Consider the following 14,113-nt stretch of genomic DNA (forward strand, 5'->3'; position numbering starts at 1 on the left):
CAGTTTAAGAAAAAAGATGAGAACAATTTACAACTGGGTTGGTACAGATCAATCAAACCCACCTCGAACTAAATGCGTGTTTGGCCAAGGAACCTGCAACAAAGCCTGAATACCCCGTAGATAAAATCTCGATTTATTCGCAGGCTCCCTAATCATTCTACTGAATTGAATCAACGGGATAAATCCGTCGGCTTTTCGATCTCGTAGATTGCGTCATCTATCTGATCCAGACGGCTTTGCACGACAACCCGGGCATCAGCCAGACCACGGTTGTAGTAATAAGCTCCAATCTCCCTGGAGATAAAATCCAGCAGGAACTCCGCATCAAACTGTCCCAATTCCTGATCCAGCTCAGCGTCGAAATAACGCTTTAGCTTTGAAACCAGCAGCGACTTCTCATCCTCTGAGAACTTAATATCCGCCATATTCCTTTCCTCTCTTAATTCCTCTCTTAATTGGCTGCGGCTGCTTCCCGGCGCAGCGCCAATGGGCTCTCCCCAAACTGACGACGGAAGGCGCGACTTAATGCTTCCCCGGAGCCATAACCGTAACGACGCGCAACCGTCTGAATTCGCTCGCCGCGCTCCACGTCCTGGCGCGCCAGCACCATGCGCCAGCGACGCAGATAGGCCATCGGCGTCTCTCCGACCACAAGAACAAACAACTCGGCGAAACGGCTGAGCGACAACCCCGCGACTTGGGCCAGTTCTTCATTCCGCCAGGATTTGTCTGGCCGCTCGTGAATTGCAACGATCGCACGACTGATACGTGGATCGGCCAACCCGCTCAGAACGCCCGGCTCGGTTGCCCCCAACTGGATCTGGGCGCGCAGCAGACGAACCATCAGCACTTCACCCAGGCGATTGAGTACAGAACCATAACCACAACGTTGTGCCTCACTCTCCGCTTTCAGCAGGCGCACCAGCATCACCGTCTCCGCATTGCTGGAGATTTCCAGCTCCATCAGGCTCGGCAACGCCGACAACAGCGGATTGGCCTGCCCACCCCAATCGGTGCAAGCCCGAAACATGACATTGGCTTCGTTCAGCTCATCGGGCAGTTCTATCACGCGCAGGGGCGATAACAACACCCGTGTGGGCACGTCAGAATCACCATCACATAGCACCAGCAGGTTTGCAGCCCCGCCCTGCTCCGGTATCACAGAGAGAGAGAATCGGGAAATCAATGCGGACAATCTGTCAAATCGGCTCATTTCGATGTTTGAATCATATATTTGGGATTTTTATAACAGTACGCCCTGCTAGGCTTTAAAACAACCATATGCACCGTATTTATTTTGAGGAACACCCGCATGCTTATTCCACGCCAGAAAACCCCAGACCTGAGCGTCGACACCCTTGATCAGGGCCGCTTTGAACTTTCCAGCGAAAACTCAGACCGCGGCACCGTAATCTGCTTCTACCGCGGACTGCACTGCCCCATCTGCGCCACCTACCTGAAAGAGCTTGAAAAACTAGCGGAAGAGTTCGCCAAACGTGGTGTCAGCACCATTGCGATCAGCTCCGACACCGAAGAGCGTGCACGCGCAATGCAGGACAAAATCAGCGCTGAGAAACTGCGCATCGGTTACGGCCTGGATCTGAGCAAAGCCAAAGAGTGGGGCCTGTATATTTCCACTTCACGCGGCAAAACCTCAATCGGCATTGAAGAGCCAGCACTGTTCTCTGAGCCCGGCCTGTTTATGGTCACGCCTGAGCAAACCCTTTACTACGGGTCTGTGCAGACCATGCCATTCGTGCGCCCTCATTTCTCCGAGCTAATTGGCGCACTCGACTTTGCGATTGCCAACAACTACCCGGCACGCGGTGAGTACACCGGCGACGTATAACCCCCGTCCACACCTGACCCATGCCACCCAAGGCATGGGTCAATTCGGTTCGTATGGCAAATCTGCTATAGTGCCGTCCACCACGGATTGAGACGTACGGCACACACTTATGAATAAACGCACTGCATTTTTTATCTCTGACGGTACCGGCATCACCGCCGAAGCGCTGGGTAACAGCTTGCTGGCGCAATTTGAAGAGATTAACTTTGAAAAAGTCACGCTTCCGTACATCGACAACGTGCCCAAGGCAGAAGCGGCTATTAAACAGATCAACGACGCTTGCATGGCGGACGGCGCCCGCCCAATCATCTTCGATACCATCGTCAACGAAGAGATTCGTCGTATTCTGAGCCAGAGCGATGGCTTTAAGATCGATGTGTTCTCCACCTTTCTCAATCCGCTGGAAAACGAACTGCAAACCCGCTCGTCATACTCCGTTGGTGGCTCCCATGCGATCGGTGAAGTGAACAGATACAAAGATCGTATCGACTCGGTAAACTATGCGCTGGACAACGACGACGGCGGTCGCATCCAGCAATACGACCGCGCCGATATCATTTTGCTGGGCGTTTCCCGCAGTGGTAAGACCCCAACCTGCCTCTATATGGCAATGCAGTACGGTATACGTGCAGCCAATTACCCGCTGACCGAAGATGACATTCATCACCGAAAGCTACCGGACTTTCTCGAGGTACACCGCGACAAACTGTACGGCCTGACGATTGAACCCTTCCAGCTGTCTGCAATCCGTCAGGAGCGGCGCCCAAACAGCCGCTACGCTTCTCTGGATCAGTGTGACACCGAAGTACGCGTGGTTGAGCGAATCTTCCGGGAGGAAGGCATTCGCAGCATCAACACCACCACCTTCTCCATTGAAGAGATCGCCACACGCATCATGGCGGACGCAGGCCTGAAGCGTAAAGGGGCCTGAATCCAGCACGCCAGTTTCAATCACTGGCAGTCAGGCACAAAAAAGCCCGGAGTTCTTCCGGGCTACGCGCCAATCAATCGCAAAGGACAGATCAGTTTGCCTGCATGGCAACCGGATTCCCCTGTCGATCCAAAATCAGGTAACGGGACAGATCTGCCCCCATCATCAGGTCATTGGCCATCTTGTTCAGATGCGGGTCGGCATCATCAGTCGATGGCGGCAATCCATTTTTTCCCGGCAACCCGGCTGCGAGCATAAAATCCCAGTCGGCGGATACCTGGTCGGCCTCCGCAGCCAGCGCAGCAAAATCGGTCAGATCCGCCGGCAACTTATCTACACACATCAATGGTACAACAGAGCCATGCTGACGCTGCTTATGCTTTTTACTGTCCAGCTTCTCAATCTGGGCAAAAAGGAACAGTAAACGCTGTGGCTCGTCCTGTTTGCGCGCAGCGTCCAACAACTCCTTAAATTGATTACTCATAGGGACCTCCAAGTTCGATACCCCCACTTTAGAGCGTTAGCGCCTGCGCTTCTTGATCAATATCAACAGAACTCCTTCCGGAAAATTCCGCCCATAAAACACTAAAACCACACCAGCCGGGGGCAGCAGCCCCATATCTACCTCGTTCGAGGTACCCCATCAAACTCCGCTGATTATCGCCTTCACACGGCCATTGCCCAGCTTTTTTGCGCTGCAAAGTCGGTAAACTGCTTTACCCCGAGCGGATCACTGTGCGCTCGCCATAAACAACCGACGGTACGCAGCAACCCGAAATCCACGATCGGGATCTTTACCACATCCGGGGCATTGATGGTTTCCCCCATAATCGCGGCGGCCAGATTATTCTGCACCATCGACAGGGCCCAGCCATCCTCCTCAGTACGGCAAGTCAGGTGCGGCTGTGCCTGCTCGGACAAGAAGACCCGCTTACCTTCATTTAGCACCTCACAGTTTTTACGCAGAACAAACGGCAGCTCGTGCAGATCCGCCAGATGCACACTGGCACGCGTCGCCAGTGGGTGCTGACGGTGCACAAAAAGTACAAACCGCTCCTGATACAGCGGCAGTGTGGTATGCGATTCCTCCTCACCGGAGAGGGAGGTTATCAACAGGTCCACCTTATCCTGGCCAAGCTTTTGCGCCAGATCGCCCTTGCTGCCACTGTGCAGATGAAGCAGCACATCCGGATAGGTCATCCGAAAATCGTGCAGCAGTGCGTTTACCGGCGGTGTGTTCAGGGTGTCCAGCACGCCGAGCCGAAGCTGGCGCTGGTCCCGCACATCCATCAAATCCCGCTTTGCCGCATTACATTCAGCCAGGATTGCAAACGCCCGGTCGCGGAAGCGCAGTCCTGCCGGTGTCAGACTGATCCGCTTTGGCTTGCGCACCAGCAGCTCTGCCCCCAGCTCCTCCTCCAGCGCTTTGATCGCCGTGGAGAGCGCCGGCTGCGTCACAAACATTTTTTCTGCAGCCTTGGTAAAGCTGCCGGTTTCCTGTACCGCCAGGAAATACCTGATCTGCCGAATCTCCATACTGCCCTCTTCACTAATTACCGATACACCCACTTCGAATAAATCATATTTATAGAAAAGATAATAATTAAAAATTTAAATTATCCGAAAGAGTCAGGCTTAATAGATACAGTAAGACAGGAGATGGAGAACAACGTGAACACAGAGCTTCTGAACAGCTACCCGATCCAGATTGAATTGCCCGTTGTATGGGGCGATATGGATGCCATGCAGCATGTAAACAACCTGGTATATCTGAAGCACTTTGAATCAGCTCGTATGGCCTACCTGGAGGAGTGTGGTTACAAAGCGATTATGGATGAAACTGGCGTGGGTCCAATCCTGCGCGATACCAACTGCCGCTACCGGATTCCACTGACCTACCCTGACCGCATTATCGTTGCCACACGGGTCACCCAGATGCAGAGGGATCGATTCAAGATGTACCACGTTGTGTACAGCCTGGAGCATGATGCGATTGCTGCTGAGGGGGAATCAATGGTGGTCTGTGTTGATTACAACCAGAACATTATTGCGGACGTGCCTGCGGTCATGCGGGACGCTATTTTGAAGCTTGAGTACAGCGAGCCAGAAATGCTCGATTGAGGAGACATTGCCCTTTCAGGGCAAGGATCCTGAGGATCATCGTTGTGTTCTGTGGGTAATACCCCAAGCCACCACAGAGCATTTGCCCCGACAGCACAACGCACTGCCGGGGCATTTTTTATTCCGTACACAGATCTTTTTCTTTATCGGGATCTACGGCTACCGCACGAATTACATTACTCAAAGCGATCGCTTCGAGAAATCTCTTCACCAGGGTTTCCCTTCATTACTCAGGAGGGCTTTGAGGGCTTTATTATGTGTCGGATAGACGCGCAATGTGCGTAACAAAATCCTCAGGCTCTGCAACACCGATCAGCGTCATGTTCTTATGCAACACACCGGACTGGTCGAAGAAAATCAGCGCAGGCGGCCCAATAACGTCATACTCCTTGTTCAGCGCCTTGGCATCCGCATCATTGCTGGTGACATCCACCTTGATCACCTCAAAGCCTCTGAGCGAACGCTGCACTGCCGGATCAGCGAAGGTATAGGTTTCCAGTTCGATGCAGGATATGCACCAGTCAGCGTAGAAATCGAGCATCACCGGCTTGCCGTTTTGTTTAGCTGCTGCCAGCAACTGATCCAGCTCCATCGGCGTTGTCACTTTCTTAAACGGTAGCGCAGGCATCGCCGCCACGGACCCGGCACCTACGGCTACGCCCTGGAGCGGATAGATCATGCTGCGGTTACCGGACAAGGCACCAACCAGCAGTGCAGAACCATAAATCAGGATGATCACCCCTGCGCCTTTCCAAATACGCAGCCAGCTTCCGGCATGTTCCGGCAAACGATCCAGCGCATGCATAAAAATTGCACTAGCGATCAATACCGCGGCGGTGAGCAGCATGGTCACCTCAGTGGCCACAACACGATCCAGCATCCAGATCGCCAGCAAGATCAACATCACACCAAAGCCAGCCTTCACCGACTCCATCCAAACGCCGGCTTTTGGTAACAGCTTACCTGCGGACACACCGACCAACAGCAGCGGCACGCCCATACCCAGGCTCAGACTGAAAAGCGCAGCACCACCCAATACCGGATCACCACTCTGTCCGATGTAGATCAGGGCACCCGCCAACGGAGCAGCCATACAAGGCCCTACAATCAGTGCAGACAGAAAGCCCATTACCGCCACACCGGTCACGGTACCGCCTTTCTGATTGTGGCTCATGTTGTTCAGTTTGGTTTGCCAACGGTTCGGCAGCTGCAGATCGTAGAAACCAAACATCGACAACGCCAGCAACACAAATACGCCGGCAAAGGTACTGATGATCCATGGATTCTGGAACGCTGCCTGCAGGTTTTCACCAAACAGGCCTGCAATCACACCGGCGATGGTGTAGGTCACAGAGACAGCCAATACGTAAATCAGCGATAGGAACAGCGCCCGCCCCGCGGTAATCTTACGCCCCTGCCCGGCAATTATGCTGGAGAGAATCGGGATCATCGGGAAAACACAAGGTGTCAGCGCCAAAGCCAGTCCGGCAACAAAAAATGCGCCTAGAGTGAGCAGCAGGTCATCGCCACTCAGCAAACGGGCAAATCGATCTTGCTCTGCTTCCAGAACAGGAGGGGCTGCAGCAACTGCTACATTCGATGTAGCACCGCTATCGATCGTCGCAGCCGCGGCTACCGGTGCTATAAATTTACTGATTGCCGACAGGTCTACTGACTTGGTCACCGGGGGATAACAGATCCCGCCTTCCCAGCAGCCCTGATACGTCACTTCGAGCACGCCGTCCGCTGGTGCATCTGCAACACTGCTCAGTGTCAGATCTACTTCTGCCCGGTCGTAATACACCCAGACATTGCCGAATAACGGATCTTCCTTAGACTTCGCGGGAGCGTTTACACGCTCAACCAGCTTAATGTTATCGCCCGTCTTAATCTCCATCCGATCACGGTAGAGATAGTAACCGTCGGGCATCATCCAGTTCAGCTGCAGGTGGTTGTTCCCCTCCTGAACAAACCCAAACACAAATGCTTCTTCCACATCAACAGGCCCGCTGCTACCAAACGGATTGGCCGCCTGACCAAAGAGCCCAGCCTGCGCGCTGGATGCAAACACCAGCCAACTGCTGAAGATCACTAATAAGTATGCTGAAAACTTGCGTACGCTATTCACTTTATGTCCTTAGCCTGAAAGCCACGACTCATTGACCACTGGATGCGGGTAGAGTTCTCAGCTCACAAGAAAAACCAAACGACCATATCGAAGATCACGGCTCTGCCGCCTTGAGACAATTGTACCACTGCAACCGCGCCCGATGCCCATATAGAACAGATGGCCACTTATAAGTGACATCTAGATGTGGTACAAAGATGCGGTCAGAAATGACGACGCGACCGTTTGCATTTAGGAAACAACAATGACCGATACACGTGTAGAAGACCTCAATATTGAGTCCAACCTTGTTCTGATCAATCCAAATGATCTCAAGGCTCAGATGCCGATCTCTGATGCTGCAGCAAAAGCAGTGATGGAAGGTCGGGAAGTTGTTCGTAACATCCTTGATGGCAAAGACCACCGTTTGTTTGTAGTTGTAGGTCCTTGCTCTATTCATGACACCAAAGCCGCAATCGAGTATGGCCAGCGCCTGAAAGAGCTGCAGGACAAGGTGAAGGATTCTCTGTATCTGGTCATGCGCGTCTATTTTGAGAAACCTCGTACCACTGTCGGCTGGAAAGGTCTGATCAACGACCCACACATGGATGACTCCTTCGAGATCGAAGAAGGCCTGCACATCGGCCGTAAGCTGCTGCTGGACCTGTCTGAAATGGGCCTGCCACTGGCAACTGAAGCACTGGACCCGATCTCTCCTCAGTACATGCAGGATCTGATCGCTTGGTCTGCTATTGGCGCACGTACCACCGAGTCTCAGACACACCGTGAGATGTCCTCCGGCCTGTCCTGTGCAGTGGGCTTCAAGAACGGCACCGACGGTGGTCTTGAAGTTGCGACCAACGCACTGAAATCGGTAAGCCACCCGCACAACTTCCTGGGTATCAACGAAGACGGCCAGGTGTCTGTTGTTCGCACCAAGGGCAACCAGTACGCGCACGTTGTGCTGCGTGGTGGTGGCGGTAAGCCTAACTACGATTCTGTTAACGTGGCTCTGACCGAGCAGGCGCTGGAAAAAGCAGGCCTGGAGAAAAACATCATGGTTGACTGCAGCCATGCAAACTCCAACAAAGACCCTGCACTGCAGCCACTGGTAGCCGACAACGTGGCTAACCAGATCCTGGAAGGCAACAAATCCATCGTAGGCCTGATGATTGAAAGCAACCTGAAGTGGGGCAACCAGTCTATCCCTGCGAACCTGAACGATCTGGAATACGGTGTATCCGTAACCGACGCCTGCATCGACTGGGAAACCACCGAGAAGTGCCTGATCGACATGAATGAGAAGCTGAAAGAGGTTCTGCCGAACCGTCGCTAAGCTCCCACTTATAAAAAACGCGGCCTAAGTGCCGCGTTTTTTATATTCTGAATACTGTTACTTCAACGACTTTAAGTACGCGATTAGGTAATCCTGCTCTGCTGGATCCGTTATTGCGACATGCCGCATTCGGGTACCAGGCACAAAGGCATCATTGTTCTCTACCCATTTTCGTAAATTCGCTTCGGTCCATACAACACCGGAATCACGCAATGCCGCCGAGTAGTTAAAGCGGGGCAAGCTCGCCGCTTTTCGGCCAACGACTCCCGTCAGGCTTGGACCGAACGTGTTCTTACTCGGGTCCGCAGAGTGACAGGCATGACAACGCTTAAACACCTCTTCACCCGCTGCTACCTTCATCCTCTCATCAGCATACGCCGACACCGACAGCGCCATTAACAAACCACCTGCCAGCACAGTAATTTTGCTCATATCCTTGTCCTCATCTAAAAGAAAAAACCATACAGAGAACAAGTATATTTTTTATATCTGAGCCACTCCCTCGTACTTCAGTACCTTTCCGCAATGCACCAAAGTATGCATAAACTCATACTCTAATCGCCTTGTAGAACTCTTCTCATTCCACAAATAAAAAAGGCGCAGTAACTACCGCGCCTTTCGAAAAATTGACCGAATGACAACTTACAGGTCTTTGAACTCTTCTTCGTGCAACCAAGCAGCATGCTTCGGTGCTTTCTTAGTGCGCGACCACTCTTCCAGCATTGCAGGTGCAACTTCAGCCAACTGCTTCATCTGCCCATCAGTCCCCTTACGGTATGTCAGCTCCAAACGGTGACCGTTTGGATCGAAGAAGTAGATAGAACGAATGATACCGTGCTCAGTCGGACCAACCACGTCGATACCTTTCGCTTCAATCTCCTCCTTCGCAGACATCAGCGCCGCCTCATCTTCAACCTCAAACGCGATGTGCTGAACCCATGGCGGGGTGTTTTCATCACGGCCCATTTTAGGCTTAGTCGGCAGCTCGAAGAATGCCAGGATGTTGCCGTTACCCGCGTCCAGGAACAGATGCATGTATGGATCGGGTTCTTTAGTGGATGGCACACGGTCTTCCGCGATCGCCACCAGGAAATCCATGTTCAGAACGTCTTGATAAAACTCAACGGTTTCCTTGGCATCGTTACAACGGTATGCAACGTGGTGAATCTGTTTCAGATTGATCATTCTACGGCCCTGTCTTTTCTGTTTTTGTTGGGGTGCCTAAAAAGGTTAAAGCCATATTAGTAACATTTGTTACGATTGTCAAAGATCAACACTGATGCTTATCTTGTTGTTTTATAGTGCTTTTATGACACTCTTACTGAATTGGAAATAATGTTTTTACCTGTCAGAAATGCCAAGTTACCATTAACATTATCCAACCTAATGTATAGACCACCGGAGAATTCAGTCCCATGGGCCGCCGTCCAACGCCGCAACAGCTGGAATTGCCACGGTTCTTTCCCTACAAGCTGTCCATCCTGCAGTCCGCCGTCAGCGACTCCATCGCACAGCTGTATTCCGGCAAATTTAATCTCTCACGCCAGGAATGGCGTGTAATCGCCGCATTGGGCACACAGCCCGGCATGACCGGTAAAGAGATTGCCGCTTACACATCGATGGAGAAAATGCCGGTAAGTCGCGCTATATCGCGCCTGGTAAAGGAAGAGCTGATCGCCCAAACCCCATCCAAGGAAGATCGCCGACTGATCATTCTGACCCTGACCGCGAAAGGACAGGATGTATATCAGCAGATCGTGCCACTTGTACTGGAGCGCGAAGCGTTTCTGCTGTCCGCCCTTTCAGTGGATGAACAACAGCAACTAGACGAGTTGATGGGCAAACTCTTACGCCAGGCAAACTCCATACAGCGTTAATCTACAGATACAAAAAAGGCGACCCAAGGTCGCCTTTTTGATATTTCGCTAACAACGAGACATTACTCGTCAGGCGCTGCCTTAGCCTGCTCGAGGTTTTCGTAGATCAGCAGCGGATCGTTGTCGCCACTGATAACACCCTCGTCGATAACCACCTTGCTTACACCTTCCATTGAAGGAAGCTCATACATGGTATCCAGCAGTGTAGCTTCCAGAATAGAGCGCAAGCCACGCGCACCGGTGCCTCGTTCCAGCGCCTTCTTGGCCACCGCATGCAACGCTTCTTCGCGGAAGTCGACGTCTACGCCTTCCATACCGAAAAGTGCACCGTACTGCTTCGTCAGGCTGTTCTTCGGCTCGGTCAGAATCTGAACCAGCGCCTCTTCATCCAGCTCGCCCAGCGTAGCGATCATCGGCAAGCGCCCCACGAACTCAGGGATCAGACCGTATTTCACCAGGTCTTCTGCTTCAATTTCCAGCAGCGCCTGAGAAACAGTCTTTTCTTCATCCTTCGCCTTAACAACGGCATTAAAACCGATAGAACTCTTCTCGGAGCGATCACGGATGATCTGCTCAAGACCCGCAAACGCACCACCACAGATAAACAGGATATTGGAGGTATCAACCTGCAGGAATTCCTGCTGCGGATGTTTACGACCACCCTGCGGTGGTACAGACGCTACCGTACCCTCGATCAGTTTCAGCAAGGCCTGCTGCACACCCTCACCAGACACGTCACGAGTGATGGAAGGGTTATCAGACTTGCGGGAGATCTTGTCAATCTCATCGATGTACACAATACCCAACTGGGCTTTCTCTACATCGTAATCACACTTCTGCAGCAGTTTCTGGATGATGTTCTCAACGTCTTCACCCACGTAACCCGCCTCAGTCAGCGTGGTTGCATCGGCAATCGTGAACGGTACGTTTAGCATACGGGCCAGGGTCTGAGCCAACAGGGTCTTACCGCTACCGGTTGGACCGATCAGCAGGATGTTACTCTTACCGAGCTCAACACCCTCTTTTCCACCCTGGAAACGTAGACGCTTGTAGTGGTTGTACACCGCTACAGCAAGGACCTTCTTCGCTTTCTCCTGACCGATTACGTACTCGTTCAAGGTTTCAGCAATCTCAGCAGGAACCGGCAGGCGATCACTCTCTTCCTGCGGCTCCGCTTCCTGAATCTCTTCGCGAATAATGTCGTTGCACAGATCAACACATTCGTCACAGATAAAGACCGACGGCCCTGCTATCAGTTTACGCACCTCATCCTGGCTCTTACCACAGAATGAGCAGTACAGCAGCTTACCGCTGTCGCCATCTTTACCTTTAATCTCGTCGGACATTCGACTACCTCATATGTGCAAATCCGGAAAGACAGTTATGGTGTCACTCCGGACCTTTTTCAACCCACCTATTAGTATAGGAAGGTTATCAACCGTCGCGACGCCCCAAAACGTCATCAATCAGACCATATTCCTTGGCCGCGTTTGGATCCATGAAGTTATCACGGTCAGTATCGCGTGCGATGGTCTCATAGTCCTGACCGGTGTGCTCGGCCAACAGACGGTTCAGTTTCTCACGAATACTAAGGATCTCTTTGGTGTGGATCTCAATATCGGTCGCCTGCCCCTGGTAACCACCCAGCGGCTGATGAATCATTACGCGAGAGTTTGGCAACGCGAAACGCTTACCTTTTGCACCGCCGGCCAGCAGGAACGCTCCCATGCTTGCCGCCTGACCCAGACACATAGTGCTCACGTCTGGCTTGATGAACTGCATGGTGTCATAAATAGACATACCTGCAGTCACAGAACCACCCGGAGAGTTGATGTACAAGTGAATGTCTTTATCCGGGTTCTCAGCTTCCAAGTACAACAGCTGAGCAACAACCAGGTTAGCCATGTGATCTTCCACCGGGCCCACCAGGAAAATGACACGCTCTTTCAACAGACGAGAGTAGATATCATAAGCCCGCTCACCGCGCGCACTCTGCTCCACTACCATAGGTACCAGGCTACTGAGAATATCAGCAGGACCTTTTCCAAAATCGCCCATTCTAAATCTCCTTAGCGTAATAACGCGTAAAAAAAACGACAGTCAGCCTACGCTAACTGCCGTTCTTCTAACTGTGACTTACTGAAAACGCGGCTGATTATTCAGCAGCGTCTTCTTCAGCTTCAGCTTCCGGCTGCGCCGGCTTGATGGCATCTTCGTAGCTAACTTCTACTTCAGTGACTTTAGCAGATGCCAGCAGCTGATCAACCACCTGATCTTCCATCACCAGGCTCTGGATCTGGTTCAGCATATCCTGGTTGCTGTTGTACCAGTCGATAACCTGCTGTGGTTCCTGATAAGTGTCAGCCAGCTCTTTGATGGTTTCCTGTACGCGTTCGTCGTCAACCTTAACTTCGTTCGCTTTGATGAATTCCTGAACCAGCAGACCTACAGAAACACGGCTCTTAGCCTGTTCTTCGAACATTTCCTTAGGCAGCATGTTCAGATCAAAACCTTCTGCGTTAGGGCCAGCGAACTGCTGAACTGCCTGACGACGCAGGTTATCGATTTCGTTGTCTATCAGAGAACCTGGGATTTCAATAGCGTTCAGCTTAACCAGCTCACGGAACACCTGATCTTTCAGCTTCATTTTCAGCGTGTTGGTCAGTTCGCGCTCCATGTTCTTGCGAACTTCAGCTTTGAAACCGTCCAGGGTGTTCTCTTCCATACCGAACTTAGCAAAGAACTCTTCATTCAGCTCAGCCAGGGTCTGTGCGGATACGCTGTTCACCTTAACCGCGAATTTCGCTGCTTTACCTTTCAGCTCTTCAGCGTGGTAATCTTCTGGGAAAGTTACGTCCAGCTCACGCTCATCACCTGCGCTCGCACCAACCAGACCCGCTTCGAAGCCAGGAATCATGGTGCTGGAACCCAGAACCAGGTCCATACCTTCACCTTTACCACCGTCGAAAGCTTCACCGTCGATAGTACCCGCGAAATCGATGTTCAGACGGTCACCGTCTTCAGCTGCACGCTCAACTACGTCCCAAGACGCCTGCTGCTTGCGCAGAGTCTCGATCATCTGATCCAGATCTTCGTCTTTTACTGCTGCAGTCTGCTTTTCGATCTCTACAGAAGAGTAATCAGCCAGTGCGATCTCTGGGTAAACTTCGAAAGTCGCAACGTACTGGAAGTCTTCGCCTTCTTTATCGTTCTTGAACTCGATGCTTGGGCTGTTCGCAGGCTGCAGTTTCTCATCAGTAGTCGCTTTGAACAGAGTTTCCTGAATAACCTGATTCAGTACTTCTTCACGAATACCTTTACCGTAGCGGTTCTTAACCACTTTCACAGGTACTTTACCCGGACGGAAGCCATCAAGACGGGCGGTACGTGCGGTCTGCTGAACGCGCTTCTGAACATCCTGATCGATACGCTCAGCCGGAACAGTAATTGTTACCTGACGCTCGAGACCGGAAGTAGTTTCAACGGAAACTTGCATGGAATTCCTCATTAATACTTATACGTTGTGATCCAGCTAGATCAGCAGGCCTTTTTATTAACCAGCCTGCAACCTGTATGCCCAGCAAGAAACACTAATCGCCTTACGGGCAGAATTTAAGCGCAAAATTTTCAAGCAAGCGGCCCAAATAGTCAAGCGAATCAACCGATAGAAGCCAACAGAGAAGAAATCACGCGAACATAAATATAAGAAGTGATAAATAAAACATAAAAAACCAGTCCGGCAGCGCCAAGGACACATACGGCATAAGGGATAAAATACTGGCTTAAAATCAAAAAAGAGAGGGAAATTGGGGTGGACGATGGGGCTCGAACCCACGACCACCGGAATCACAATCCGGGGCTCTACCAACTGAGCTACGCCCACCACAGCGTA

15 protein-coding genes and 1 tRNA gene are annotated in these 14,113 nt (G+C 51.8%); 5 read left to right on the plus strand and 11 right to left on the minus strand.

Annotated features, from left to right (window positions below; all coding sequences use genetic code 11):
* Nucleotides 1-170: 170 nt before the first annotated feature.
* Nucleotides 171-425 carry a DUF2164 domain-containing protein gene (locus QKW35_RS20245; RefSeq protein ID WP_282356054.1) on the minus strand — a complete coding sequence of 85 codons (255 nt, stop codon included), beginning with the start codon at nucleotides 423-425 and terminating at the stop codon, nucleotides 171-173.
* Nucleotides 426-451: 26 nt separating this feature from the next.
* Entirely contained in the window at nucleotides 452-1,195 is a 744-nt protein-coding gene (locus tag QKW35_RS20250) for an AraC family transcriptional regulator (protein ID WP_282356055.1), read from the minus strand.
* 117 nt (nucleotides 1,196-1,312) lie between these two features.
* Between QKW35_RS20250 and QKW35_RS20255 the strand changes: the two genes are divergently transcribed.
* Nucleotides 1,313-1,849 carry a peroxiredoxin-like family protein gene (locus QKW35_RS20255; RefSeq protein ID WP_282356057.1) on the plus strand — a complete coding sequence of 179 codons (537 nt, stop codon included), beginning with the start codon at nucleotides 1,313-1,315 and terminating at the stop codon, nucleotides 1,847-1,849.
* A 109-nt stretch (nucleotides 1,850-1,958) separates the two neighbouring features.
* The gene (ppsR, locus tag QKW35_RS20260; protein ID WP_282356059.1) at nucleotides 1,959-2,780 is read left to right on the plus strand and encodes a posphoenolpyruvate synthetase regulatory kinase/phosphorylase PpsR; all 822 of its coding nucleotides are present in this window, start codon (nucleotides 1,959-1,961) and stop codon (nucleotides 2,778-2,780) included.
* Nucleotides 2,781-2,871: 91 nt separating this feature from the next.
* Here ppsR and QKW35_RS20265 read toward each other — a convergent pair whose 3' ends face one another.
* The gene (locus QKW35_RS20265; RefSeq protein ID WP_282356061.1) at nucleotides 2,872-3,264 is read right to left on the minus strand and encodes a ribonucleotide reductase subunit alpha; all 393 of its coding nucleotides are present in this window, start codon (nucleotides 3,262-3,264) and stop codon (nucleotides 2,872-2,874) included.
* Nucleotides 3,265-3,446: 182 nt separating this feature from the next.
* Nucleotides 3,447-4,316 carry a LysR family transcriptional regulator gene (locus QKW35_RS20270; protein WP_282356062.1) on the minus strand — a complete coding sequence of 290 codons (870 nt, stop codon included), beginning with the start codon at nucleotides 4,314-4,316 and terminating at the stop codon, nucleotides 3,447-3,449.
* Between the two features lie 135 nt (nucleotides 4,317-4,451).
* Here QKW35_RS20270 and QKW35_RS20275 point away from each other — a divergent pair, with 135 nt between their 5' ends.
* Entirely contained in the window at nucleotides 4,452-4,901 is a 450-nt protein-coding gene (locus QKW35_RS20275) for an acyl-CoA thioesterase (protein WP_282356063.1), read from the plus strand.
* 253 nt (nucleotides 4,902-5,154) lie between these two features.
* Here QKW35_RS20275 and dsbD read toward each other — a convergent pair whose 3' ends face one another.
* Nucleotides 5,155-7,029 carry a protein-disulfide reductase DsbD gene (gene dsbD, locus QKW35_RS20280; RefSeq protein WP_282356065.1) on the minus strand — a complete coding sequence of 625 codons (1,875 nt, stop codon included), beginning with the start codon at nucleotides 7,027-7,029 and terminating at the stop codon, nucleotides 5,155-5,157.
* Nucleotides 7,030-7,273: 244 nt separating this feature from the next.
* On the opposite strand from dsbD, the gene QKW35_RS20285 reads away from it, so the two are divergent.
* Complete coding sequence (locus QKW35_RS20285) at nucleotides 7,274-8,344, plus strand: 3-deoxy-7-phosphoheptulonate synthase (RefSeq protein WP_282356066.1); 1,071 nt, start codon at nucleotides 7,274-7,276, stop codon at nucleotides 8,342-8,344.
* 57 nt (nucleotides 8,345-8,401) lie between these two features.
* On the opposite strand, the gene QKW35_RS20290 is transcribed toward QKW35_RS20285, so the two are convergent.
* Together QKW35_RS20290 and QKW35_RS20295 are read right to left on the minus strand one after the other, a co-directional pair.
* Nucleotides 8,402-8,776, minus strand: coding sequence for a c-type cytochrome (locus QKW35_RS20290; protein ID WP_282356067.1), 375 nt, complete (start codon nucleotides 8,774-8,776; stop codon nucleotides 8,402-8,404).
* A 210-nt stretch (nucleotides 8,777-8,986) separates the two neighbouring features.
* Nucleotides 8,987-9,529 carry a VOC family protein gene (locus QKW35_RS20295; protein ID WP_282356070.1) on the minus strand — a complete coding sequence of 181 codons (543 nt, stop codon included), beginning with the start codon at nucleotides 9,527-9,529 and terminating at the stop codon, nucleotides 8,987-8,989.
* Between the two features lie 230 nt (nucleotides 9,530-9,759).
* Here QKW35_RS20295 and QKW35_RS20300 point away from each other — a divergent pair, with 230 nt between their 5' ends.
* Nucleotides 9,760-10,221 carry a MarR family winged helix-turn-helix transcriptional regulator gene (locus QKW35_RS20300; RefSeq protein WP_282356071.1) on the plus strand — a complete coding sequence of 154 codons (462 nt, stop codon included), beginning with the start codon at nucleotides 9,760-9,762 and terminating at the stop codon, nucleotides 10,219-10,221.
* Nucleotides 10,222-10,283: 62 nt separating this feature from the next.
* On the opposite strand, the gene clpX is transcribed toward QKW35_RS20300, so the two are convergent.
* The 4 genes from clpX to QKW35_RS20320 form a co-directional block, all read right to left on the minus strand.
* The gene (gene clpX / locus QKW35_RS20305; protein WP_282356072.1) at nucleotides 10,284-11,567 is read right to left on the minus strand and encodes an ATP-dependent protease ATP-binding subunit ClpX; all 1,284 of its coding nucleotides are present in this window, start codon (nucleotides 11,565-11,567) and stop codon (nucleotides 10,284-10,286) included.
* 88 nt (nucleotides 11,568-11,655) lie between these two features.
* Complete coding sequence (gene clpP / locus QKW35_RS20310) at nucleotides 11,656-12,279, minus strand: ATP-dependent Clp endopeptidase proteolytic subunit ClpP (protein WP_282356074.1); 624 nt, start codon at nucleotides 12,277-12,279, stop codon at nucleotides 11,656-11,658.
* Between the two features lie 97 nt (nucleotides 12,280-12,376).
* Nucleotides 12,377-13,717, minus strand: a complete 1,341-nt coding sequence (tig, locus tag QKW35_RS20315; protein ID WP_282356076.1) for a trigger factor — start codon at nucleotides 13,715-13,717, stop codon at nucleotides 12,377-12,379.
* 311 nt (nucleotides 13,718-14,028) lie between these two features.
* A tRNA-His gene (locus QKW35_RS20320) sits at nucleotides 14,029-14,104 on the minus strand.
* Between the last annotated feature and the right edge of the window lie 9 nt (nucleotides 14,105-14,113).

This window comes from Pontibacterium granulatum (assembly GCF_029961155.1).
In the GTDB taxonomy this organism is placed as follows: Bacteria; Pseudomonadota; Gammaproteobacteria; order Pseudomonadales; family Balneatricaceae; genus Pontibacterium; species Pontibacterium granulatum.